We start from the raw sequence: 23,805 nt of genomic DNA on the forward strand, positions 1-23,805 counted from the left end.
TCACTTGCGGCTCGAGGCGAGCCGCAAGTGCGACGCCTGGTGACGGCGGCGTTCCCTGGTGCCCCCCCGGCGTTCGCGCGCCGGATCGAAGGGCTTCGACCAGGAAGCGCCGCCGTCGTCCTTGCGGCCGGCGTCCTGCGCCTGCGGGGCCGTTTCCCGCGCCCCCTCTTCTTCCAGCCTGAACCCCGCCACCGTGCGCGACAGCGCCAGCGCCTGCATCTGCAGGGTGCGCGCCGCGCTCGCCGCTTCTTCCACCAGCGTGCAGTTCTGGCGCGTCACCTGGTCCATCTGCACGATCGCCTGGCCCACGTCGGCCAGTTGCGTGGCCTGGCCTTCGCCGGCCGCGCCGATGCGCCCGGCCAGGTCTTCCACCTCGCGCACCGTGCCGGCGATCCGCTCCATGCTGCTGCCGGCGTGCAGGGCCCAGGCCGCGCCGCCATCGATCTCGGCCAGCGACTGCGCCGCCACGGTCCGGATCTCGCGGCTGGCGGCGGCCACCCGGCGCGCCAGCGCCCGCACCTCGCCGGCCACCGCGGCCATCGCCGGCGACTGCGCGCCGGCGTCCATGTCGGCGTCCAGGTGCGTGCGCGCCGCGTCCAGCGCCGCGTTCAGGGCCAGCGTGCCGGTCTCGCTCGCCGCCAGGTCGAGCCCGTCGACGATCTCGACCACCCGCTGCGCACCGCGGCGGCTGCCCTCGAGCGTCGCCACCAGCCGTTCGACCAGGTCGCCGCCTTCGTGCGCCGCCTCGCCCGCGCCGGCGGCCAGGCGGTGGGCGATGCGCGCCTGGTCGGCGCCCAGCTTGACGTCGGCCGCCAGCTCGCGCAGCGCGCCTTCGGTATGGGCCAGCGCGCTGGCGCGGAACACGGCGCGGCTGCCCAGGCTCAGGCTGCCGAGCTTGATGTCGCGCGAGGCGGCGCCGATCAGGCGCGCCGAGTCCAGGATCGAACGCAGGGTGCCGTTCAGGTTGCGGATGCTGGCGTCCAGCTGGCGCGACGTGTCGGCGATCTCGTCGCCGCCGTACTCGTGGTCGAGATGCGGGCGCGCCGTCAGGTCGCCGCTGGCCAGGCCGCTGGCGGCCAGCCCGATGCCGCGGATCTCGTCCAGCAGGATGCGGCGCACGGCGAAGGTGATCGCCAGCGACAGCCCGATCGCCAGCAGCACCACGGCCGGCATCAGCACCGAGATCATGCGAAAGTCGGCCTTCGCGCTGCCGGAGGCTTCGCGCGCCAGCGCTTCTTCGAGCGCGCCCAGGTCGGCCAGGCGCTGCGCCACCAGCGCGAAGGCGCTTTCGGCCTTCTGCATGGCATTCGCGCTGATCGAGCCGTCCAGCGGCGCCAGCTCGATCACCTCGCGCACCGCCTCGGCGTAGCGCAGCTGCGCCGCCGCGGCCTGCTGCACGTGGCGGTCTTCGGCCTCGGTCAGGGTCGCCTTGCCAAGGGTCTCCAGGCCGGTCGCGATGCGCCGGTGCTGGGCCAGGATGTCCTGGCGCAGCGGCTCGGTGCGCGCCAGCGGGAAGCTGCCGCCCATCCAGCTCAGCAGGCGGTAGATGTCGGCATGCGCCTTCTGCGTCTGCGCCGCCAGGCTGCTGGCGGCGCGCATGCTGGCCGCGCGCTGGCCCACGATCGATTCGAGCGAGTCGTTCTGGCGCACCATCGCGTAATAGGCGACCCAGGACAGCAGGAGCAGCAGGAGCAGGACGGCGCCGGGAGCGAGCAGGAGCTTGGGACCAATACGCAGGCGGGCCAGCATGATCATCCTTTCGGTCAGCGCCGTCTTCTCGGCGCACTCGACAATGTACCTTGCCGGAAAGATGGACACTTGTGACGGCGCAAGAATGCGAGACGCCCGCCATCCTTGCTTTTTGTTGACCGTTGGCTATGATTGTGCGCTGAGCCGCACCGCCAACCCGCATTCACCAACGAAACCGCTCTATGACGTCGTCCCGCGCACGCATGATGCTGGCCTGCGCCCTCGCTGGCCTGCTCGTCCAGGCCAACGCCGCAGCCGCCACGCCCGCCACTGCCCAACAGTCCTGCGCGCAGCCGACGCGTTGGGACGCCGACCTCCAGCACACCGGCTGGACCCGCAAGGACGGCGCGCCGGCCGGGCTGTACTCGATGGCCCAGGACGCCGACGGACTGCTGTGGTTCGCCGCCCGCGACGGCCTGTACAGCTTCGACGGCGCCCGGTTCGTGCGCAATGACAGGGTGCATGGCCACGAGCTGCACTCGCCGGTGACCATGGCGGTGGCCTCCTACGGCGACGCGATCTGGGTCGGCTACCAGTTCGGCGGCATCAGCCGGTTCGAACGCGCAGGCGCGCGGCACTACGTGAGTGGCGACGGCGCGCCGCGCGGTTCCGTGCACCAGTTCGCCCGCACCGGCGACGGCGTAATGTGGGCCGCCACCAGCGCGGGCCTGTACCGGCTCGACGGGCACGCCTGGCGCCCGGTCGGATCCGGGGCCGGCCTGCCCGAGGGCGGCCTGCTGCAGCTGACGGTGCTGAAGGACGGCAGCATGCTGGCGTACTTCCCCGACGGCGTCTATCGCAGCACGCAGGCCCCGGGAACCGGGCGCCACCGGTTCCAGAAAGTCCTCGACCGGCCTGGCGTCGAGGGCGGCGAGCTGCAGCCGGACGGACGGGTCCTGGTCAACAGCCGTGCGCACGGCATGCAGATGTTCGATCCGGACAGCGGCGCAACGACGCCGTTCGCGCTGCATAACGGCGGCCTGCCCAACCTCGGTTACTACAGCGACGCGCACGGCGGCCTGTGGGTCGGCACCGGCGAATCCGTCCAGCTGCTCGACTGCCACGGCAAGGTGGTGCGGCAATTCGTGACCGCGGGAGGCTTTACCGCATCGACGTTCAGCGCCAACCTGACCGATCGCGAGGGCAACGTGTGGTTCGTCACGCCGGAGGGCGTCGACCGTGTGCGGCCCGCCCGCCTCGCGATGGTCGCGCTGCCGGACGGCTTCACCGGCGCCATGGGCGTGACGCCGGGCGACGAGGGCGCGGTCTGGATCGGGACGTCGGACCAGCTGGAAGCCTTCAATATGCGCAGCATCGTGCTGGGAGCGGACGGCGTCCAGCGCCGCAGCGACATCGCCGGCGTGACCGCCAGCCATCGCCAGCCGGACGGCGCCCTCTGGTTCGCCACCGGCACCCATCTGTGGCAGGTGCGCGCCGGCTCGGCGCGCCGCTGGCCGCTGCCCACCGAATTCGCCGGCCGCGACGTCCAGGCCATGACCAGCGACGCGGCCGGCACGCTGTGGCTGTCGGTGGTCGGAATGGGCGTCCATACCTTCCGTGACGGCGCCTGGCTTGCCGGCGGCGGGCACCAGGAACTGGCGCAGGACACCGCCGTCACCCTTGCCCGCGACCACGAGGGACGGATCTGGTTCGGCTATACGGGCGATCGCATCGCGGTACTGGACAGGGATGAGGTACGGCGCTACGGGCACGCGCACGGACTCGCCGTCGGAAACACCCTGGCGATCCTCCACGGACGGCAGCGCACATGGATCGGCGGCGACCGTGGGCTTGGCTGGTTCGACGGCGCGCGCTTCCGCTCGCTCGGGGAACGTGGGCGGGGTTCCTTCAGCGGCGTGTCGGGCATCGTGGAGCGCGAAGACGGCGAATTGTGGCTGCACGATACCAGCGGGCTGGCGCGCATCGACGCGGCGAAGCTGAGCGGCGCCCTGCCGGCGCTGGTCGACGCCGAGCGGTTCGACCACCTCGACGGTTACCGCGGCATGCCGGCCCAGATCCGGCCGCTGCCGACGCTGGTGCAGGCGAGCGACGGCCGCTTGTGGTTCGCGACCTCGAGCGGCATCGGTCACATCGATCCGGCGGCGATCCCGCGCAATCCGCGCGCGCCGACGGTGATGGTGAGCGCCCTGCGCACCGATCGCCAGGCGTTCGCGCCGGATGGCGCCACAATCCTGCCTGCGCGCACGGCGCGCGTCGAGATCGATTTCACCGCCACCGCCCTGACGATGCCCGAGCGGGTGCGCTTTCGCTACCGTCTCGTCGGCCAGGATCCAGGGTGGCGCGAGACGGCCGGCCTGCGCCAGGCGGTCTACACCAACCTGGCCCCGGGCGCCTACACCTTCGAGGTGAGCGCCGCCAACGAGGACGGGGTCTGGAGCCCGCAGCCGGCGCGCGCATCGTTTCGCATCGAACCGGCCTTCACCCAGACCGCGTGGTTCATGCCGGCCTGCGTCCTGGCCGCGCTGGCGGCGGCCTGGCTGCTGCACCGCTGGCGCCTGGCGCGGCTCGCGTCGCGCCTGCATGCGAATCTCGACCTGCGCCTGCGCGAGCGCATGCTCGAGCGCGAGCGCATCGCGCGCACCCTGCACGACACCTTCCTGCAAAGCGTCCAGGCCCTCGTGCTGCGCATGCACGTCCTGCTGGGAAGGCTGCCGGGCGACAGCGGGCTGCGCGCCGAAGTCGAGGACGTGCTGGCGCGCGCCGAGGACGTGATCGACGAGGGCCGCGAGCGGCTGCGCCAGTTGCGCGTGCCAGGCCTGCGCCACGGTTGCCTGGCGCAGGCCTTGTCCGACGTTGGCCGCGAGCTGGCGGCGGCGACCGGCGTCGCGTTCGTGACGCGCCATAATGGCAAGATCCACGGGCTCGAGCCCGAGATCGAGGACGAACTGTTCACGATCGGGCGCGAAGCCCTGTCGAATGCGTTTCACCATGCGCGCGCAGGCAGGATCACGCTGGCGCTCGACTGCGGCGCCGATCGCCTGCGCCTGGCCGTCATGGACGACGGCTGCGGCATCGGCCCGGATATCCTGGCCAGCGGCGCGCGCGCGGGCCACTGGGGCTTGCCCGGCATGCGCGAGCGGGCCCGGCTGGCTAGTGGGGTGCTGGAGATCGACAGCAGCCCGGCAGGGACCACGGTGAGCGTATGCATACCGGTAACAACTGCTTACCAAGGCATGCGCCGTGCATGAGCACAGCGCCCTTAAACGCGCTATGCTTGCCAAATCCCCCGCTCGAGGAGCTCCGATGAAAGCACGCGCCTTCGTATTGACGCTCGGATGGCTGGCGGCCTGCACTGTCCAGGCCCAGCTGCTGCCCGACCCGTCCCCGCGCCAGCCGGCGCAGCTCGAGCGGAACGCAGCCGCCAGGCCCGACCCGTTCGCCGGCAGCCACCAGCCCTATCCGCGCGTGTATGGCGGCGACGTGGCGGCCCAGCCGAACGACCACGTGTTCACCGGCATGCGGCGCGATCCGCGCCTGATCGCCGGCGTCGAGGTGACGCCCAACGTCGCCATCGAGGGCGGTTACCTCAATCTGCCGGACAAAGACTTGCACAAGGTCGAGCCGGGCAAGCCCGCCGACGCCTCGATCCCGCTGGGCGAAAAAGGTTCCAGCAACCATCTGGCCGCCAAATATTCGCTGCCGGCCGGCGAGCGCCTGTCGGCCTACGGCAAGGCCGGCATCGCCTATACCGAAAAAAAGAAGGAACAAGGCGTGGCCGGGTCCGATACCGGTCTATACACCGGCGCCGGCGCCAGCTACAAGGTCGACAAACGCACCACGGTAAGCGGCGACTTCGTGCGCCACGGCGACGCGGCGAAGAAGTTCGACCGCGTGCGCGACGGCGTCAAGGGCAACCTGAAGATGGGCTTCTGAAAGGACGCGACATGAAACAACCGGCCTTGATCCTGGCGGCGGCCGTTGCGGCCGTTGCCGGCGCTCCGGCGCGGGCGCAACTGGTGGAACAGGCGGCCGCGCCGGTGGCGCTGGCCGACACCCGCCCGCGCAGCGTGTTCTCGGCCCCGCGCGATCCCCGTTCCCAGACCTTTCCCCGGGTCTATGGCGGGAACCTGAACGTCAACCCCAACGACCGCCTGTTCGCCGGCCTGTTCAAGACCGACCCCAGGCTGCTGATGGGCGTCGCGACGACGCCGGGGCTGGCTTTCGAGGCCGGCTACGTCAACCTGCTCGACCAGGGTTTTCGCCCGCTGAACGAGCGCGATCCCGAAGACACGACCGGCGCGATCGGCCTGCGCGGCTTCAACCTGCACGCGGCCGTCAAGGTCACGCAACCGCTCGGCGAGCGCCTGTCGGCCTACGGCAAGCTGGGCGTGGCGCACAGCCAGAACCGCCGCGGCGTGCGCAGGGGCGTCGATACCGGCCTGTACACCGGCGTCGGCGCGCAGTACAAGGTGAGCGACCGGGTCACGCTCGACGGCTCCTTCGAGAATCACGGCCACGCGGCCGAGCGTTTCGAGAATGCGACCAATTCCAGCAGCAGGGTCAGGGCCAACCTGAACGTCGGCTTCTGATCTCCCGTTCGCGGACGGGCGCGCTACACTAGCGCCCATGAGATTTCCCGCTTTCCTGGCGCGCCACCGGCGTCTGCTCGGCGTCGGCCTGGCATCGCTGTTGCTGCACCTGGCCGCCCTTGCCTGGCTCGAATTCCCCGCCCAGCGCGCGCCGGGCGTGCGCGAGCCTGCGCCGCTGACGCTGCGCATCGCGCGCGCCGGGACCGAGCGCGCAACGCCCCGGCCGGCGCCCGGCCCGCCGCCCGCATCCCGGCCCGCCCCCGAATCCGCCCCTGAATCCGCCCCGCAGCCCGCGCCAGCGCCCGATGCCGGGCCGGAAGCCACATCGCCCCCACTGCCGGCGCTCGCGCCGCTCCAGGCGGTCGGGCAAGGCGAGGTGCTGCCGGGCGCGATGCCGGGCCAGTTCCGCGTCTCGCCGGCGCCGCCGGCGCGCCTCGACTACCGCGTCAGCGGCGGGGGCGCGGCGCGCCTCGAATGGCGCACCGACGGCAGCAGCTACCGGCTCGCGCTCGACGGCATCCTGGGCGCGCTGGACAGCGAGGGCGGCCTGGACGACGGCGGCCTGGCGCCGCTGCGCGCCAGCGAGCCGGCGGGCCTGGGCCGGGCGAACACCGAATTCGATCGCGCGCGCGGGGTGATCATCTCGCACCTCGGCGCGCGCCGCGACCAGCTGGCGGGCGGCGCCCAGGACCGCGCCTCGCTGCTGCTGCAGCTGGCGGGGATGGGGCGCGCCAATCCGGACCAGCTGCGCGGCGTGCTGGCGTTCTGGATCGGCGCCGCCGGCGGGGCGCGCCAGGAACGCTACGAGGTAATGGAAATGGAGACGGTCGACACCGGGATCGGCGCCGTGGAAGCGCTGCGCCTGGCGCAGCTGGCGCCCGAGGGGGCGCCGCGGCTGGAAGTGTGGCTGGCGCCAGGCCAGGCCTGGCTGCCGGTGCAGCTGCGCCTGACCTTGCCCGACGGCGCGGTGCGCACCCAGACCCTGGACGCGCTCGAGATCGACATGGAGATCGAGAGCGCGGCCGGGCCTTGATGCGGGGGCTGCGTCAGGCCAGCTTGGCCGCGTGCTCGCGAGTCGCGTGGAACACCAGCTTGGGCCAGCGCTCCTGGGTCAGGCGCAGGTTCACGCCGGACGTCGCCAGGAAAGCCATATTGCCGGCGGCGTCGTAGGCGACCTGGTGGCCGAGCTGGTTCTCGAAGTCGGCAAGGGATTTCTTGTCGTCGCTCGAAATCCAGCGCGCGCTGCTGATGCTGCTGCTCTCGAACACGGCATCCACGCCGTACTCGTTGAGCAGGCGGCTGGCCACGACCTCGAACTGCAGCACGCCGACCGCGCCCAGGATCAGGTCCGAGCCGAGCACCGGCTTGAACACCTGCACCGCGCCCTCTTCGCCCAGCTGCTGCAAGCCCTTGTGCAGCTGCTTCACTTTCAATGGGTTGCGAATCCGCACCGTGCGGAACAGGTCCGGGGCAAAATACGGAATGCCGGTGAAGGTCAGCATCTCGCCTTCCGAGAAGCTGTCGCCGATCTGCATATTGCCGTGGTTCGGCAGGCCGATGATGTCGCCGGCGTAGGCTTCTTCGACCTGTTCGCGGCTCGAGGCCATGAAGGTCACGACCGACGACAGCTTCACTTCGCGTCCGAGGCGCAGGTGCTTGACCTTCATGCCCTTCTCGAAGCGTCCCGAGCACACGCGCAGGAAGGCGATGCGGTCGCGGTGGGCCGGGTCCATATTGGCCTGGATCTTGAACACGAAGCCCGAGAACTTGGGTTCGACCGGCGCGACCGCGCGCACGGTGGCGTCGCGTTCGCGCGGCGCCGGCGCCCAGTCGACCAGGGCCGACAGGATCTCGCGCACGCCGAAGTTGTTGATCGCCGAACCGAAGAACACCGGGGTCTGCACGCCCGACAGGAAGCGCTCGAGGTCGAACACGTGCGAAGCGCCGTGCACCAGTTCCACTTCCATCTTGAGTTGCTCGATCTCGAGCGGGAACATCTCGGCCAGCTTCGGATTGTCGATGCCCTTGACGATCTCGAAGGCGCCGTCGGCCTTCTCTTCGCCGGCCTTGAACAGCATGATCTCGTCGCGCAGCAGGTGGTACACGCCGCGGAAGTTCTTGCCCATGCCGATCGGCCAGGTCACCGGCGCGCACTCGATCTTGAGCACCGACTCGACCTCGTCGAGCAGCTCCAGCGGATCGCGGGTCTCGCGGTCCATCTTGTTCATGAAGGTGACGATCGGGGTGTCGCGCATGCGGCACACGTCGAGCAGCTTGATGGTCTGTTCCTCGACGCCCTTGGCGGCGTCGATCACCATCAGCGCCGAGTCGACCGCGGTCAGCACGCGATAGGTGTCTTCCGAGAAGTCCTGGTGGCCCGGGGTGTCGAGCAGGTTGATCACGTGCTCGCGGAACTCGAACTGCATCACCGAGGACGCGACCGAGATGCCGCGCTGCTTCTCGATGTCCATCCAGTCCGAGGTCGCGTGGCGGCCGCTCTTGCGGCCCTTGACCGTGCCGGCCAGCTGGATCGCGCCCGAGAACAGCAGCAGCTTCTCGGTCAGCGTGGTTTTACCCGCGTCGGGGTGGGAAATGATGCCGAAGGTGCGGCGGCGCGCGACTTCGCGCGCGATCGCGCCGGCCTGGCGGGGGGCGGCGACGTCGAGGTCGTCGCTGGAAATATCGGTGTCGTTGGCCATGGATCGAGCCCTGTTGTCGGGCCGCGGGCGACCCTTGTCGGAAAACCCTCGATTTTACCGTTTCCGGGGCGCGCCGTGTGAACTAAACGGCGCGCCCGGCGCGTGCATCGCCTAGTCGCGCACCCGGCGCCAGCCGGTGCGGCGCGCGTCCTGGGTCTTGGCCGGCGCCACCTCGGTGGTGATGGTGTTGCCCTTGGCGGTGGTGGTGATCAGCTTGAGCGCGCCCGACGGCAGGCGCACGATGGTCGTGCCCACCGCCGCCGCGTCGCCCGACAGCAGCACGCCGGCGATGTCGTTCGAGACCGCGGCGCCGCTGCACACGTCGACGAAATAGGCGTAGCTGATGCCGCCCACGGCGCAGGCGGTCGAGGATTGCGGCAGGTTGGACACGACGGTCAGGGTGCCGGCCACGATCTTCGGATCCAGGTTGACCCGCTCGCCGGCGTTCTTGTCGAAGTCGACGAACCAGCCGCGCTGGCGCCCCAGGTCGGCGATCGTCCCGCCGATCGTGAACTGGTTCGAGCGCGGCACGTCGGGCGCGGCGTCATCGTAGGGCCGGGTCTCGGTCAGCGTGCGTTCGGCATAGGTCTCGTCGTCGCGCCAGGCGGCGGCGTCGAAGGCGGCGCCATCGTCCTTGAGCACATAGGCGCTTTGCACCTTGGTGTTCTGGATGTCCGGCAAGTCGAGCATGCGACCGGTGCCGAAGGCCACCACGCGCCTGGTCGGCGAGGCGTCCGCCCCCTCGCCGGTCGAGCCGACCTGGCAGACGGCGACGTCGGGACGGGTGGTGATCGGCTGATCGGGGCCGGCATCGGCCATCAGCAGCCGCTGGACGCGCTCGCCGGTGAAGTCGAAGCGCCACATCTGGCCCTGGTTGTCGCCGCCGTAGACGTAGGTCACCAGCGGATCGGTGTTCGGGTTGGCCGTGATCGCCGTGATCTTCGCCAGGCCGGACGGCGTCGTGGCGTCGCCGCTGCCGGTGGTGAGCATGCCCTTGTCCAGCACGTCGCCGGCGCCCAGGTTGGCGATCGCCTCGCCGGTGGCGACGTCGATCACGAACAGGTAGCCCTTGCCGCTGCCCGACTGGATGTCGTCGGCGCCGGGAATGTTGTTGTAGCCCGAGGTCAGGAACACCACCCAGCGCTCCGCGCCGCCCACCCGGATGGTGCCGAACTGGGGATTGCCGAAGGTGAAGCCCATGTCGGGCTGGTGGTGCACGCCGCCGCACACCGTGCTGTCGGCGCAGATTTCCCACAAGGGCTTGGGATCGGCCGGATCGGTGACGTCCAGCGCATAGTAGCCGCGCCCGCCGGCGTTCAGGCCGGCGACCAGCACCGTGCGCCATTCGCCGCCGATCTTGACGTCCGCCAGCTCGGGCGAACCGTCGGTGCTGAACTGGTGGCTCGACGCGTAATTGACGCTGGCCTGCCGGTACAGCTTCTTCATCGTGATGCGCGGCATGTAAGCCCACAGCTCGGTCCCCTTCTCGGCGTCGAAGGCATGCAGCATGCCGTCGTTGGCGGCGATGAAAACGACCGGGTCGCGGCTCGCGTTCTCGCTGCGGAAGGCCGCATAGTCGGCGCTGCCGTAAGCCTTGCGCGGCTCGCGCAGGTAGGCCGGCTTGGACGACGCCACGTCGCCCAGGATCTCCAGCTGCGCGCTGTTCGGGCCGGTGTCTTCCGGCCCGGTGGTGGTGTAGGCGCGCAGCAGGACGTTGTCGGCATGCTGCTGCTGGCCGCGCAGCCAGCCGACGATGGTGCGGCCGTCGTTGACGACGGCGCGCTGGTCGGCCGACAGGCGCGCGCACTGCGGCAGCGCCGAGCACTTGTTCGAGAACCAGGCCTGGTCGGCGCCCAACTGGTCGTAGGCGAAGTCGGCGCGCGCGCCGGTGGCCGGGTTGCGCCACCAGATGCTGCGGGTGTCGGCGTCGGCGCCCACCTTCTGGCCCATGCTCCAGGAGGTCTTCCAGTCGACGTCCTGGCTGACCTCGCCCGTGACGATGTCGATCACGCGCTTGGAGAGGTTTCCCGTCCATTTCACGGTGGTGAAGGTGGCCGAGAAGATGTCGCGGTCTTCCTGCGCCACGTTGGGGGTCGAGGTGGCGGCCGCGGCGGCCGCGCCGGTGGCGACCTGGATGTCGTTCAGGACCCGGTTCAGGCTGTCGACCACCTGCAGCGGATCGGAGGCCGGGAAGTATTTGCCGCCGCCGTTGATGGCGGCGTGCCACAGGTCGTCCACCCGCGACTGCAGCGCCGTCGACAGGTCGGTGGTGCCGGTATTCGGGTCGGGCCAGACGTAGGCGCCGTTGTTGTTCCACGGGCAGCCGGTCTGTACGCCGTTGATCAGGTTGTAGAAGTCGCCGCCGACCACCGGCTTGGTGTCGTAGTCGGGCTCATAGGTCATGATGCCGTCCACGCCCAGGCCCAGGGCGTAGGTGCGCATGTGCAGGTGGTTGTTGCCGGCGCCCGGCACCTGGCCGGTCTTCGACATGTCGTCGATCTCGGGACGCAGCGACACGGTGCCGGTGCTCGAGCCGCCGTTGTACCAGTACAGCGCGACGTCGGCCAGCGACGGCAGCGTTTGCGCGCGGGTGTCGAGGCAGCCCTTCTCGCGCGTGCAGAAGCGCGCCGGGTTGACGGTGTTGTCGTTGTTGACGACGGTTTCCTCGTATTCGGCGGGCGAATTGCGGGTCGCCGCCTTGACCAGCGTCTTGGGGCTGTTGCCGTTCCAGTAGCCGTCGGTGGTCACGAACGTGAAGTTCTGCTGGCACGCATACTCCACCGTCTCCGAGCCCGCCTCCTGCCTGTACGGCGCCTGGTTGGCGAACATCTTGCCGATCGCGTGCAGCGCCAGGCGCACCGGGGTGCCGCCCGCGCTGTTCATCGCGTACAGCGCGTCGTACCAGTCGATCCGGTTCTGGCCGGTGAACGGCTTCGGACGGCTCATCGTCCCTTCCGCGGCCGCATCCTGCAGGCCCACCAGGCCGACCTTGTAGGCTTCGCCCAGCGGCTGGAAGGCCAGGCCGACGGACGTCTTCATCATCTGGTTGCGCGTCTTGTAGTAGGCGTACCAGTTGGCGAAGTTGGTCATCTCCTCGGCGTAGGTGCAGGCCGCGCCCTGGCAATCGGTGCGCTGCGCCGATTTCGGGTAGTTGTCGCGCGCCGGCACGATGTCGGTGCGGATGAACACGCCGGTATCGAAACCCGAAACCGAGGTTGGCGCGCCGTCGCTGGTCGCCGGCGCGCCTCCCCAGCTCAGGCTGGCGGGATTGTCGACCCGGGTATAGCTCAGGTTGGCGCCGGCCATGCTCAGCGGCGCCACGATGCACACCATCGAGCTGGTGGCCGCGGCGCACTGCGGCGTGACGCTGTTCGGACCCACATAGGCCTTGATCGTGCCGCGGGTGCCGATCTCGCCGGCGATCTGCGAGGCGACCTGGGCCGCCGTGTAGTTCTGGCCGAAGCGCAGCGAGTCGATCAGCGTGGTATTGCCCAGCTTCAGGCCGACCAGTCGGCTGCGGCCGTTGGTGTTGCTGCTGTTGGCGGCGCGTCCGCCCACTTGCAGCAGCGCGGTGGCGGCGGTGCCGGAATCGACCACGATCTCGTCGCCGGTGCGCTCGCCCTCCCTCACCACCGTGCAGTTGTTCTTGTTGGTGACGTTGCGGCCGCAGCTGATCGGGATCACCGCCAGCATGTCGCTCGAATCGAGCGTGATGCCGAAGTCGGAACAGGCGCGCACCACGCCGCTGGCCTGGGGCACGCAGGCGGTGAACGGACGGTCCGATACCGCCTTGTTGACGATCGAGGCCGCCAGCGCGGTGGCCAGCGCGGTGCGCTTGGCCGCGGTGTTGGTGCCGCCCGAGGCCGTGGCCGCGTCGCGGGTGATGGTCTGGGTGCCGGACACCCCGACCGCGCGCACGGCGGTGATCGAGACCGCGCTGGCGGCGCCCGAATCGTTGATGGTGATGGTCGAATACCAGTTGGCCGAGCGGTTCGGGTCGCCGTAGCGCGGGTACTTGTAGTTGCCGACGTACTTGGCCTGGCAATCGGTCAGCGCCGTGCTGTTGCACCAGCGCACCGGGGCCGGCACCGGATACCCCTGCGGCGCCGGGGCATTGACCGCGGTGCTCACGCATCGCTTCAGGCTGGCGTCGGTGCAGTATTCGGCGACGTTGATCGTGTAGTAATAGGGATTGGCGCCGACCGCCTCGGCGCTGTCGTAGGTCAGGCTCGGATAGGCGTAGCCGCCGATGTTGCGGCGGCAGTCGCCGGCGCTGTTGCACCACTGCAGGTCCGGGTAGCCGGTCAGCAGATTGGTCGTATTCTCGTTCGCATTGCGCATATTCCGCTTGTCGATGCCGAAGCCGTCGGTGGTCACGGACTTCCAGCCGTCGGTCTCGCTGGAAGTCTGGCTCGGATACGAGGTCTGGTCGGCCTTCACCGGCGGCTGGTAGCGCACCTTCGGGTCGTAGTACTGGCGGTTGAACAGCGGCGCCGCATAGGGCGGATCGCCGATCACGCAGCCGCGCGGGTTGCGCGCCGCGAGCGTCGTGCCGGCGCGGCAGGTGGTGTTGTCGTCGACGTAGTCCGGCGTATGGTTCCAGGCCATCGAGCCGGAATCGTCGTACAGCAGCATCAGGTTCGGCTTGACGGTCCCGCTGCCGGTAATGCTCATCAGGGGCAGCGAGGCCAGGCCGGTCGGGCCGGCCCAGGCCGGCGTCGACGCCAGGGTCATGGCCAGCGCCATCGCCAGCGTGGTAAGGAGAGAAAAATTCATGCGCATTCCATTCGTGGCGGCCGGCGTCAGGCGCCGATCAGGACAGCCATCTGGTTGATCACGTTGCCGCCGCGCGCGCCGTCGATGCGGGCCGTGATCACGTAGTGGATCTGGGGCGAGCTGGCATAGGCCGGCGCGTCCGACGCCAGGCTCTCGCCGATCGCCACCCGGTTGCCGATCTTGACCGTGTTGGCGGAGGTCAGCACGCACTCCTGGTTTTCGCTGCTGAAGCTTCCCGGGTTGCGGCACATGCGGTGGATGACATACTGGATCCGGATGCCGTCGGCGTCTTCGACCGCAAAGCTGTCGTCCCAGAACGCCTTGTCCTTCGGCGTCAGCGTGGTATCGAGGCTGGCGTGGTAGCCGCGCGCGAGGTCATCCTGGTTGAGGCTGGCCTTGTCGGCCGACGCGGCGTCGCTCAGCCACTGGAAGCCGGTGTGCAGGCCCAGGTCGACCGCCCGGCTCAGGGTGGCGTCGTAGGCCAGGTTCGAGGCCGCCAGGGTGGCCGAATTGCTGGAGCGCAGCAGGTAGATGCTGGTCACCAGCATCACGAGCATCATGATCAGCATGACGGGCAAGGCGACCCCGTCCTGGCTGCGGGTGCTTGTCGGTGGATGGGTCATGCGGTGGGCCTCCAGCCCGCATTGCGCAGCGGGACGATGGTCTCGAAAGTGCGGTAGCGGTAGCAGCGCCAGTCGACCGGGTCGTCCGCCACGCGCACGTCGAGTTCGACCTCCACCGGGTCGACGCCCTGCGGCTGGGCGCTGCCGAACACCTTGATGGCCTGCGGCTGCGCCGTGCACACGCCGTCGGCGCCGGGCCGCTCGGGCGTCTTGGCGCGCGCCACGACCGCGATGCGCAGCGCGGCGACGCGCTGGTAGTCGCCCGGGCCGCCGGTCACGCCATCGTCGTCGGCGTCGATCATCGCGCTCGACCATTCGCCCACCTGCATCCCCAGTTCCGGATCGAAGTCGGCGGCGGCGCGCTTGTCGAAGCCGTATTGCGCCTTGAGCGAGACGATGTTGTCGGCCACCGCATGCGCGGCCTCGCCATCCGCGCCGAGGTTGGTGGCGCGCAGGCGCAGCACCCCGTCCCGCACCAGCCAGGTGTGGAACGACAGGTTCGCTTCGCCTCCGAGGTTGAAGATGCGGCTCGCGCTGCCGTCGAAATTGCGCGCCAGGGCGCCGGCGTTGTAGCGGTAGCGCACGTCGCCGATCGAGATCGCCGGCGCCGCGCCCTGGCCCGTCAGCGCCGCGACCTGGGCCAGCGCGCACTTGCCTTCGCCGTTCTCGGGCGCGACCACGATCACGTCGCCGACCGCGAAGCCGTACAACGGCCGGTCGACCACCAGCTGGTTGCCGCCGATGTAGTTGGTGAGCAGGCGCGTGGTGCCGGTGCCGCCCGGCGCGCTGCCCGCGTACATGGTCAGCTGGTCCGGCTTGCCGTCGGCCCCCGGCACGATCACGGCAGCGGCCAGCGGCGTCACGCCGACGCCGTCGCGGCTGGCCGCTGCCAGCGCGTAGCCGCTGTTGTCCGTGAACAGCGTGTCGCAGCCGTTCAGGATCGGATCGTTCAGGCCATAACCGGCCTGCTCGGCGTCGCCGCTGATCGAGAACATCGCCATCATCCCGTTCTGCATCGAATCCGAGCCGCCCAGCGCGCCGCGCTTGGTGGTTTCGGAATCGGTCATCATGCGGGTGGCGAACAGCACCGCCAGCAGGCCGATCACGATGCTGACCATCAGCTCGACCAGCGAAAAGCCGGCCATGCGCCGCGCCTGCGCCCGGGAACTCATGCCGACCTCGCCAGGTAGGTGACGATGCGGTGCGTGTTCTGCTGCGCCTCTTCGCTGCGGCGCCACTTGATGACGATCACGACGGCGGTGCGTTCGGTGTCCGCCGCCGGCGTGACCGTGACCTCGACCGCGGCGTTCGGCAGGTGGCCGGCAAGCGCGGCATGCCAGGTCTCGAGACGCTCGCCCGGCTCCGCGTCCCTGGCCAGCGCATATTCGTCCAGGTGGTCGAGGTCGGTGCTCATCACGCCGATCAACTCGTTGGCGGCGATGGTCGCCTCGGCGCGCATGGCGGCCTCGGACAGGGCGGCCTGGGAATTGACCTGCAGGGCCAGGGTGCCGATCAGGCCGATCCCCAGCAGCAGGACGGCGATCAGCGCTTCGAGCAGCGCAACGCCGCGCTGGGCCTGGCGGAGCACGGAAATGCGGCGACCCATCATGGACACCTGCGCGCGTCGCCCGCCGCAGCGGCGCCGACCAGGTCGGGGCGGCAGGTCACCACGGCCCCGGCCAGGGTCAGCACCACGGCGGTCGGCGTGAAAACGTGCTCGGCGTCGGCGCTGCCGGGCCCGAGGTCGAAGCGCATCAGCGCCGGCTTGGCGCCGTCGACCCAGCCCAGCTCGGTGAAATAGACCGAGCGCGCCTCCGAATCGGGCGCGACGCTCAAGGCCGTGGTGCGCGGCAGCGCGGCGGCGCTGCGAAAGACCGAACTGGTCTCGACGTTGCCGTCTTCCGGACCCGGCGCCGGCTCGTCCACGGTCGACCAGCGCGCGCTGTCGGCGCCGCAGCCATCGTCCGGGACCGGGAAGCAGACGTCGACCTGCCAGTCCAGCTGGCCGCTGCCGGCGTTCTCGGTGAACACCAGGCGGCTGCGGCTGTTGTTGGCCAGCGCCTGGCTGCGCGCCAGGCGAAAACCTTCGGCGTAGAACTCGGCCGCGCCGGTGGCCGTGGTGCCGCCCAGCCAGCCGCGCATGCCGGGAATGCCGACCGCCAGCAGGATGCCGAGGATCGCCACCACGACCAGCGCCTCGAGCGCCGTGAAGCCTTTCTCGCGGGCCGCGCTTGCTGGCAGCACTGCTGGGCGAACTACTGGGCGAACTACTGGGAACACGTGCCCTCCTTGCGGTCGACCCAGCAACTATCGTTGTCGAGCCAGCCATCCGGCACCCCGGTGGTGGCCCGCTGCCCGGACTGGTCAATCGTATACACGAATCCGGCGGCGGCGTTCTTGCCGGTGGCGGTCAAGGTATAGGCCGAGGCGGTGGCGTCGTCCAGGCTGTAGTCGAAATTCAGGCCGGGCTCGGGCATGAGGCTGGCGCCTTCCGCGTCGAAACCTTCGTATTTGTGGTTGTTGCTCCAGTACTGTTCCAGCTTGTTCTGGGTGGACGCGAGCACGCCATGCGCCTCGACCAGGCGCGCGCGCATGACGTAGCTATTGTACGAAGGCACGGCGATCGCGCTGAGGATGCCGATAATCGCGACCACGATCATGAGCTCGACGAGCGTGAAGCCGGACTGGCGCTGCTGCATGGGATTCTCCTGAAGGCGGACGGACTCCGCCAATAATGTTGCCATGGAGAATGATATCCCAGGAACCTGTCATTTCCCTGAGGAAAAGCTGACAAAGTCCTGACAGCGACGCAAATACGACGCCGGCAAGCCCCTATCTTGTCGGAGCCGCAGCAAAACGCACCGTCACGCGGGTGCCGCCGCCCTCGGCGTCGTCCAGCACCACGGTGGCGCCATGCGCCAGCGCGATATCGCGCACGATGGCCAGCCCCAGGCCGCTGCCGGTGGTCTTGTCGTCCAGGCGCACATACCGTTCGAACACGGCGGCGCGCCGCGCGGGCGGGATGCCGGGGCCGGAATCTTCCACGGTAAACAGGACGGCATCGCCCTCGCGCGCGCAGCCGACGGTCACCCGCCCGCCGGCCGGCGTGTAGCGCAGGGCATTGTCGACCAGGTTGTCGACCAGGTCGCGCAGCTGGAACGCGTCCCCTTCGACCAGCGCCGGCGCCAGCTCGAAGCCGAGGTCGATGTCCTTGGCGGCCGCCTGCCCGACGAAGAACTGGATGGTTTCCTGCACGAGCCGGGCCAGGTCGAGCGCGGCGTGCTGGCCGTCCGGCCGCCCTTCCCTGGCGCGCGCCAGCGCCAGCAGTTGGTTGACCTGGCGGATCATGCGCTCGTTGGCCAGCTCCATCATGCCCAGCGAGCGCACGGTGTCGGGGTCGCGCGCATGGCGCGCGCGCAGCCATTCGAGCTGCAGCTGCATGCCGGCCAGCGGCGTGCGCAGCTGGTGCGCCATGTCGGCCAGGAAGTCGCGCTGGGCGCGCGCGCCGGCTTCGACCTTGTCGAGCAATTCGTTGAAGCCGGTGACCACCGGCGCGATCTCGTAAGGCACGCTGGCTTGCGGGATCGGCGCCAGGTCGCCGGGCCCGCGCGCGGCCAGCTCGGCGCGGATGCGCGCCAGCGGGCGCAGGCCATTGCTGACCGACAGCCAGACCACGCCGGCCAGGGTCAGGGTCACGGTCGAGACCAGCACCACCAGCGAGCGCACGATGGCCGAACGCACCTCGAGGCGCTGGCGCAGGGTGCGCGCCACGCCCAGGTGGCGTTCGCCGGCGGGCGTCGCCAGCGCCAATGCGACCACCCGCACCGGCTCGCCGTCGACCTCGGCGTCATATGGCGCGGCGCCGGGGCGCAAGGCCGGGAAGGCGGCGGCGCCGGCCAGGTGGCGCCCATGCCCGTCGCGCACCACGAACCAGTTGCGGTCGGCATCCGGCGCGCCGGGCGGCAATTGCGGCGTGGCGCCCGCGGCCAGCCGCGCGGCCAGGCCGTTGGCGGTCTCCAGCAAGCCAGCGTCGAAGGCGACCTGGGCCGGGGTCCAGGCCAGGCCGGCCACCAGCGCGGCCAGCACCAGGTTGACCAGCAGGATCGGACCCAGCAGCCACTTGAGCAGGCGCAGCCGGATGCTGCTCATGCGGCGCGCAGCATGACGCCAAGCGTCATTCGGCCGCCTCCAGCAGGTAGCCGAAGCCGCGGATGGTACGGATCGCGACGCCTGATCCGTCGAGTTTCAGGCGCAGGCGCGACACATAGACCTCGACCGCGTTCTGGGTCACGTCTTCGCCCCAGGGCAGGATGGCGTCGATGATCTGCTGCTTGGACACGACTCGCCCGGCATGCTGCAGCAGGTATTCGAGCACGCCCCACTCGCGCACCGACAGCTCGATGGGATGGCCGGCGACGCGGGCGCGGCGGGTGGCGCGGTCCAGCGACAGGCCGGCGAGCGACATCAGGGTAGAGACCGGGGCGTGGCGCCGCGCCAGCGCGCGGATGCGGGCCACCAGTTCGGCGGTGGCGAAGGGCTTCACGAGGTAGTCGTCGGCGCCGGTCTCCAGGCCGCGCACCCGGTCCTCGACCGCGTCGCGCGCCGTCAGCAACAGCACCGGCGTGGCCGCGCCGCGCGCGCGCAGGCGGCGCACCACCTCGAAGCCGTCGATGCCGGGCAGGCCGATGTCGAGCACCGCCACCTCGGTCCCGGACTCCTGCAGGGCGCGGTCGGCGGCCAGCCCGTCGGCCACCTGCGTGACCGTCATGTCCTGCGCCTGCAGCGCGCGCAGCAGGCCGTCGGCCAGCACCGCATCGTCTTCCACCAGCAATACCCGCAACCCCATATCCTCAGTCCCGTGATGCGCCCGTCATGGTCGCGCCGGCGAATTATGCGGCATTTCGGCGTTCTTCAACGAAACTTTGGCGCGGAAGGTGCGCCAGCGCACTGTCTTCCCCAGTAGGACTGGGCTGACACGACATCATGCTTGGAACCTACATGGGGGCGGATACTCGTCTTATGTGCGGCAACAGACCGTAGCCTTAAAGTACATCCATCGCGATGAGGTAAGAAAGACAAGCCTCCTGACATCGCCCCCGACGCACGATAGACATAAGAGGACATAAGATGAACAACACTCAGTTTGGTGGTCTCACCCAAAAAGCCAAGAACCAGATCCCTGCCACGAGTGAGGCAATGAAGTCCGCGTCGAAACCGGTCGTGAGCTACAGCGGCACCCAGCAGAACGAACTGCTGGCCGCCCTGCCCCGTACCGACCTGGAAGAGATGTTCGACCATCTCGAACTGGTCCCGATGCCGTTCGGTAAAGAGTTGTTCGAGTATGGCAGCAAACTGGAATACGTGTATTTCCCGACCACCGCAATCGTGTCGCTGCTGTACGTGATGGAAGACGGCGCCACCACCGAGATCGCCGTGGTCGGCCACGAAGGCGCGGTCGGCGTGTCGCTGTTCATGGGCGAACGCGCCACCTGCAGCGCCGTGGTTCAGAGCGCCGGCTACGGCTACCGCCTCAAGACCCAATACCTGCGCGACGCCTTCAACCGCGGCGGCGCCCTGCCCCAGCTCCTGATGCGCTACACCAATGCGCTGTTCGCCCAGATGGCCCAGAACGCCGTCGGCGGCCGTCACAGCTCGATCGAACAGAAGCTGTGCCGCTGGCTGCTCGACCGCCTGGACCGCTCGGCCAGCAACGAGCTGAAAGTGACGCAAGAACTGATCTCGATCATGCTGGGCGTGCGCCGCGAAAGCATCACCGCCGCCGCCGGCAAGCTGCAGGACGAAGGCCTGATCCAGTACCGCCGCGGCAACATCACCGTGCTGGACCGCGCCGGCCTGGAAGAATATGCGGGCGAATGCTACAAGGTCGCCAAATCGGAATACGACCGCCTGCTCATGGATGTGGCGCGTTGAGATGACGTGACACCGGATTCGCCTTGGCCCCGTCCGGGGCCGGCGGATCCAGCAAGACCGCTTCGGCCTGTACGCACGACAAGGCGACCGCAGCGGCAGTCATCCCCCCTGCAGCACCCGCCTCCTCATTGCCCCCCGGGGCCGACGCCGGAATCATGGCGCGCACGCAAGTTCCCACCCCATTCACACCACGCTCCACCACCAGCGTACCGCCCAGCAGCAAGGCGCGCTCGCGCATGCCGAGCAAGCCATGCGATTTCGACCTGGCCATGGCGTCAAGCGGAATGCCGATGCCGTCATCGGTGATCTCGAGGCCCCAGCCGTCGGGCTCGCGCGTCAGGTTGACGATGACGTTGCTCGCCTTGGCATACTTGGCGATATTGTTCAACGCCTCTTGCGTGATACGGAACAGCGCGATCGCCTGCATCGGGCCGGCGGCGTCGGCCTCGGCATCGATCAGGGCATCGCAATCGAGCGACGTGACGCGTGCGTAATCGGCGCAATAGCTTTGCAGCGCAGCCGACAGCCCCATATTGTCGAGCAGGCTCGGCCGTAAATTCTCGATGATGCGGCGCTTCAGCTGCACGGTGTCGACCAGGGTGCGCTTGGCGCGTCCCAGCTTCGACGCCAGTTCCGGATGGCTGGCGCGCAGGTGTTCGCCGACCGTGGACAGGTCCATGCCGATCGCCGTCAGGTTGGCGCCCATCTCGTCGTGCAGTTCGCGCGCCAGGCGCGATTTTTCTTCTTCCGACACCTTGATCAGGTGGCGCGACAGCACCGACAACTGGGCGGTGCGCTCGGCCACGACTTCTTCCAGGCCATCATTCGACCGTTGCAGGGCGCGCTCGGCCAACAGGCGCAAGCGGAAGGCGCGCTTGATCATCTTGTAGAACAGCAGCAGCACGAAGATGGCGGCGGCATTGATGCCAACGCCAAATACCACGGCGTGGCGGTATTGCTGGTAGAACTCGGCGGTGCGGGTGGCGAGCAGTTCGTTCTGCTCGCGCGTCATGATCACGACCTGCAGCCGGATCTCGTCCATCTGCGCCCGGTCGTCGGGCGAGGCGGCGATCGCCACGATATCGTTCAGCCCGCCTTCGCGGTAGACCTCGAGCGACTGCTGAAGCAGACCAAATTTCTTGTCGACCAGCGTGCGCAGCTGCTGCAAGTTCTTTGCCTGGGAAGGATTGTCGCGCAGCAGATCGCCCAGCGACCCCATCTGCTTGTCGACCTGCTGCGAGGCGCTGCGCAGCGGGCCCAGGTACACCTCGTCGCCCGACAGGAAGTAGCCGCGCAGGCTGCTTTCCGCGTCGGTGATGATCAGGTTCAGGTATTGCAGCTCGTCCGACACCTGGGCCGTCTGCGCTTGCAGCGCGTTGGCCGCCCGCAAATCGTCGAGGTTACGCGTCAGGAACACACCATTGACGACCAGCAGCACCACGCACATCAGGCACAGCAGGGTCTTGTGAAGGGGGAGACTACGGATGGTTTTCTCGTCCGCAGCGGTAGTAAAGTACATCCAGGCTTCCTTTCGCGCAAGGAATGTGGCCCTTCATTATAGGCGTATGGACGCAATGTTGCACTACGATATTCTCTGCCGTAACCTTTTGTTGCACTTGCGCTTGAGGATGTGACACACCTGTCCAGACGTGACAACGCGCCCTGGTGGGCGCGTTGTCAGATGAATCTGTCTAAAAAATCAGCAGAGATTAATCGAGCAGATTGTTCTTCATGGCGTAATAGGTCAGGTCGGAATTCGACTGCAGGCCCATTTTTTCCATGATGCGGGTACGGTAGGTGGACACGGTCTTGATCGACAGCGACAGCGCGTTGCCGATGTCGGACACGGTCGCACCCTTCGCCAGGCGCAGGAAAACCTGGAACTCGCGATCGGACAGCTCGGTGTGCAGCGCCGTATTGGGATCGCGGTCGAAACTCTGGGCCAGCAGTTCGCCGACCGTGGAGGACACATAGCGGCGGCCCTGGTAGACGGTGCGCACGGCGGTCTTGAGTTCGTCGGCTTCGCACTCCTTGTTCAGATAGCCGTTGGCGCCCATCTTGAACAGGTTGAGCGCATACTGCTGCGCCGGGTAGCCGGACAGGATCAGCACCGGCAGATTGGGCTGGCCCTGGCGGATGGTGCGCAGGATGTCGATGCCGCTCTGGTCGGGCATCGCGATGTCCAGCAGCAGCACGTCGCAGATCTCGCGGCGTGCGATATCGAGGGCCTCGCGGCCGGTGGCGCCTTCGGCGACGACTTCGAAATCGCCCGACGATGAAAAAATCTGCTTGAATCCTGCTCTAACTATCTGGTGATCGTCACAAATGGCAACGCGTATCATTGTCTTCCCTTAAATTTTCCTTGCGCAGGAAAGTGCCGGGTCTGAACCGCCCGGTTTACATGCGTTAGATTCAGCATATGCGCGGGTGACATTTTAACACTCAGAGGGCCGCGTTCAACAGGTGCACGAATGCTTGAGTATACATAAGCCGCGTGCGACCGACGTCTGACCAGCGCAACACCGGCAACTGAACCGGGGACGACCCGGCGGCGGGCGAACGCGAGATTCTGGGCGGCACGTGATCACGACTGGCCCTGCCGACGCCGGATGGCAAGCCCAGGGCTTTACGCCGGCCGCGCGCCGTTTTTAAGCAAGTCGAGAATGTCCAGCAGATCGGCGCGCAGCTTGTCGCAGTCGATCGCTGGCGGGCTGTCGGGCAGGTCCAGCTCGAACTCGGCCGCCGCGCTGGCGCGACCGTCGAGGCGGTTACGTGCGCCGCTGATGGTAAAGCCCTGCTCGTACAGCAGCGCGCGGATGCGCCGGATCAGCAGGACTTCGTGGTGCTGATAGTATCGGCGGTTTCCTCGACGTTTGACCGGCTTAAGCTGAGTAAATTCCTGCTCCCAGTAGCGCAAAACGTGGGGTTTGACTCCGCACAAGTCACTGACTTCCCCAATCGTGAAATATCGCTTGGCCGGAATCGGCGGCAGCACGTTCGGTTCGATCTTGTTCGGTCGGTCATTCATTGCTTATCGGGCGTCCTCAGGCTGCACGCGCCAGGGAACCCGCGGGTGGACTACCTGGTGTGGTCTCTTCGACCATTCCCTTGAGTTTCTGGCTGGCGTGGAATGTCACGACGCGGCGCGCCGTGATGGGGATTTCTTCCCCCGTTTTCGGATTGCGGCCGGGCCGCTGCGGTTTGTCGCGCAACTGGAAATTGCCGAAGCCGGACAGCTTGACCGCTTCGCCGCGCTCGAGCGCATTGCGGATCTCGTCAAAAAAGGTTTCGACCATGTCCTTGGCTTCGCGCTTGTTCAGGCCGACCTGCTCGAACAGCAGTTCGGCCAGCTCGGCCTTGGTCAAGGTCGGCAATGACTGTTCAGCTTCCTTGCGTACCCGCGCCACTTGCATGGCGCGGTCCAGGTCGGCGGCCAGCGCCTCCTGGAAAACGGCGGAATCAAGGTCGTTGTTGTTA

The 23,805-nt window shown here is 68.5% G+C and carries 19 protein-coding genes; 5 read left to right on the forward strand and 14 right to left on the reverse strand.

The annotated features are described in order from the left end of the window. Entirely contained in the window at positions 1 to 1,749 is a 1,749-nt protein-coding gene (locus ABIB42_RS01985; protein ID WP_005667455.1) for a methyl-accepting chemotaxis protein, read from the reverse strand. A 182-nt stretch (positions 1,750 to 1,931) separates the two neighbouring features. On the opposite strand from ABIB42_RS01985, the gene ABIB42_RS01990 reads away from it, so the two are divergent. From ABIB42_RS01990 to ABIB42_RS02005, 4 genes are read left to right on the forward strand one after another with little or no spacing between them, the layout of a single operon-like run. Next, positions 1,932 to 4,958, forward strand: coding sequence for a triple tyrosine motif-containing protein (locus ABIB42_RS01990; protein WP_429247808.1), 3,027 nt, complete (start codon positions 1,932 to 1,934; stop codon positions 4,956 to 4,958). Positions 4,959 to 5,013: 55 nt separating this feature from the next. After that, entirely contained in the window at positions 5,014 to 5,643 is a 630-nt protein-coding gene (locus ABIB42_RS01995) for an outer membrane beta-barrel protein (protein ID WP_429247809.1), read from the forward strand. Between the two features lie 11 nt (positions 5,644 to 5,654). Beyond that, the gene (locus ABIB42_RS02000) at positions 5,655 to 6,299 is read left to right on the forward strand and encodes a hypothetical protein (protein ID WP_184238796.1); all 645 of its coding nucleotides are present in this window, start codon (positions 5,655 to 5,657) and stop codon (positions 6,297 to 6,299) included. Between the two features lie 37 nt (positions 6,300 to 6,336). Beyond that, positions 6,337 to 7,332 carry a DUF3108 domain-containing protein gene (locus ABIB42_RS02005; protein WP_184238794.1) on the forward strand — a complete coding sequence of 332 codons (996 nt, stop codon included), beginning with the start codon at positions 6,337 to 6,339 and terminating at the stop codon, positions 7,330 to 7,332. A gap of 13 nt (positions 7,333 to 7,345) precedes the next feature. On the opposite strand, the gene ABIB42_RS02010 is transcribed toward ABIB42_RS02005, so the two are convergent. From ABIB42_RS02010 to ABIB42_RS02050, 9 genes are all read right to left on the reverse strand, one after another. Further along, entirely contained in the window at positions 7,346 to 8,998 is a 1,653-nt protein-coding gene (locus ABIB42_RS02010) for a peptide chain release factor 3 (RefSeq protein ID WP_005667447.1), read from the reverse strand. Between the two features lie 111 nt (positions 8,999 to 9,109). After that, on the reverse strand, positions 9,110 to 13,774 hold the full coding sequence (locus ABIB42_RS02015; protein WP_429247810.1) for a pilus assembly protein: 4,665 nt from the start codon (positions 13,772 to 13,774) through the stop codon (positions 9,110 to 9,112). A gap of 26 nt (positions 13,775 to 13,800) precedes the next feature. Then, a complete protein-coding gene (locus ABIB42_RS02020; protein ID WP_429247811.1) occupies positions 13,801 to 14,397 on the reverse strand; it encodes a pilus assembly PilX family protein in 597 nt (198 codons plus the stop codon). Beyond that, complete coding sequence (locus tag ABIB42_RS02025; protein ID WP_429247812.1) at positions 14,394 to 15,569, reverse strand: PilW family protein; 1,176 nt, start codon at positions 15,567 to 15,569, stop codon at positions 14,394 to 14,396. Before ABIB42_RS02025 ends, ABIB42_RS02020 begins: the two co-directional genes overlap by 4 nt. Further along, positions 15,566 to 16,006: a type IV pilus modification PilV family protein gene (locus ABIB42_RS02030; protein ID WP_005667440.1), complete on the reverse strand. Its 441-nt coding sequence runs from the start codon at positions 16,004 to 16,006 to the stop codon at positions 15,566 to 15,568. Before ABIB42_RS02030 ends, ABIB42_RS02025 begins: the two co-directional genes overlap by 4 nt. Continuing rightward, positions 16,003 to 16,641, reverse strand: a complete 639-nt coding sequence (locus ABIB42_RS02035) for a pilus assembly FimT family protein (RefSeq protein WP_040776296.1) — start codon at positions 16,639 to 16,641, stop codon at positions 16,003 to 16,005. Before ABIB42_RS02035 ends, ABIB42_RS02030 begins: the two co-directional genes overlap by 4 nt. Before the next feature lie 23 nt (positions 16,642 to 16,664). After that, positions 16,665 to 17,096 (reverse strand): type IV pilin protein, encoded by a 432-nt coding sequence (locus ABIB42_RS02040; protein WP_005667436.1) that lies wholly within the window; start codon positions 17,094 to 17,096, stop codon positions 16,665 to 16,667. 133 nt (positions 17,097 to 17,229) lie between these two features. Beyond that, complete coding sequence (locus ABIB42_RS02045) at positions 17,230 to 18,546, reverse strand: ATP-binding protein (protein ID WP_429247813.1); 1,317 nt, start codon at positions 18,544 to 18,546, stop codon at positions 17,230 to 17,232. Positions 18,547 to 18,571: 25 nt separating this feature from the next. Next, entirely contained in the window at positions 18,572 to 19,243 is a 672-nt protein-coding gene (locus ABIB42_RS02050; protein WP_005667433.1) for a response regulator transcription factor, read from the reverse strand. Positions 19,244 to 19,593: 350 nt separating this feature from the next. On the opposite strand from ABIB42_RS02050, the gene ABIB42_RS02055 reads away from it, so the two are divergent. After that, complete coding sequence (locus ABIB42_RS02055) at positions 19,594 to 20,328, forward strand: Crp/Fnr family transcriptional regulator (RefSeq protein ID WP_143054549.1); 735 nt, start codon at positions 19,594 to 19,596, stop codon at positions 20,326 to 20,328. Here ABIB42_RS02055 and ABIB42_RS02060 read toward each other — a convergent pair. The 4 genes from ABIB42_RS02060 to ABIB42_RS02075 form a co-directional block, all read right to left on the reverse strand. Further along, a complete protein-coding gene (locus tag ABIB42_RS02060) occupies positions 20,309 to 21,847 on the reverse strand; it encodes a CHASE3 domain-containing protein (RefSeq protein WP_429247814.1) in 1,539 nt (512 codons plus the stop codon). The genes ABIB42_RS02055 and ABIB42_RS02060 overlap by 20 nt on opposite strands. Before the next feature lie 190 nt (positions 21,848 to 22,037). Continuing rightward, the gene (locus ABIB42_RS02065) at positions 22,038 to 22,670 is read right to left on the reverse strand and encodes a response regulator (protein WP_005667428.1); all 633 of its coding nucleotides are present in this window, start codon (positions 22,668 to 22,670) and stop codon (positions 22,038 to 22,040) included. A 284-nt stretch (positions 22,671 to 22,954) separates the two neighbouring features. Then, complete coding sequence (locus ABIB42_RS02070; protein ID WP_071362437.1) at positions 22,955 to 23,356, reverse strand: MerR family transcriptional regulator; 402 nt, start codon at positions 23,354 to 23,356, stop codon at positions 22,955 to 22,957. Between the two features lie 16 nt (positions 23,357 to 23,372). Continuing rightward, positions 23,373 to 23,741, reverse strand: coding sequence for an integration host factor subunit alpha (locus ABIB42_RS02075; RefSeq protein WP_005667425.1), 369 nt, complete (start codon positions 23,739 to 23,741; stop codon positions 23,373 to 23,375). Positions 23,742 to 23,805 lie beyond the last annotated feature (64 nt).

It is taken from the genome of Massilia sp. UYP32 (assembly GCF_050434365.1).
Taxonomy (GTDB): Bacteria; Pseudomonadota; Gammaproteobacteria; order Burkholderiales; family Burkholderiaceae_D; genus Telluria; species Telluria timonae.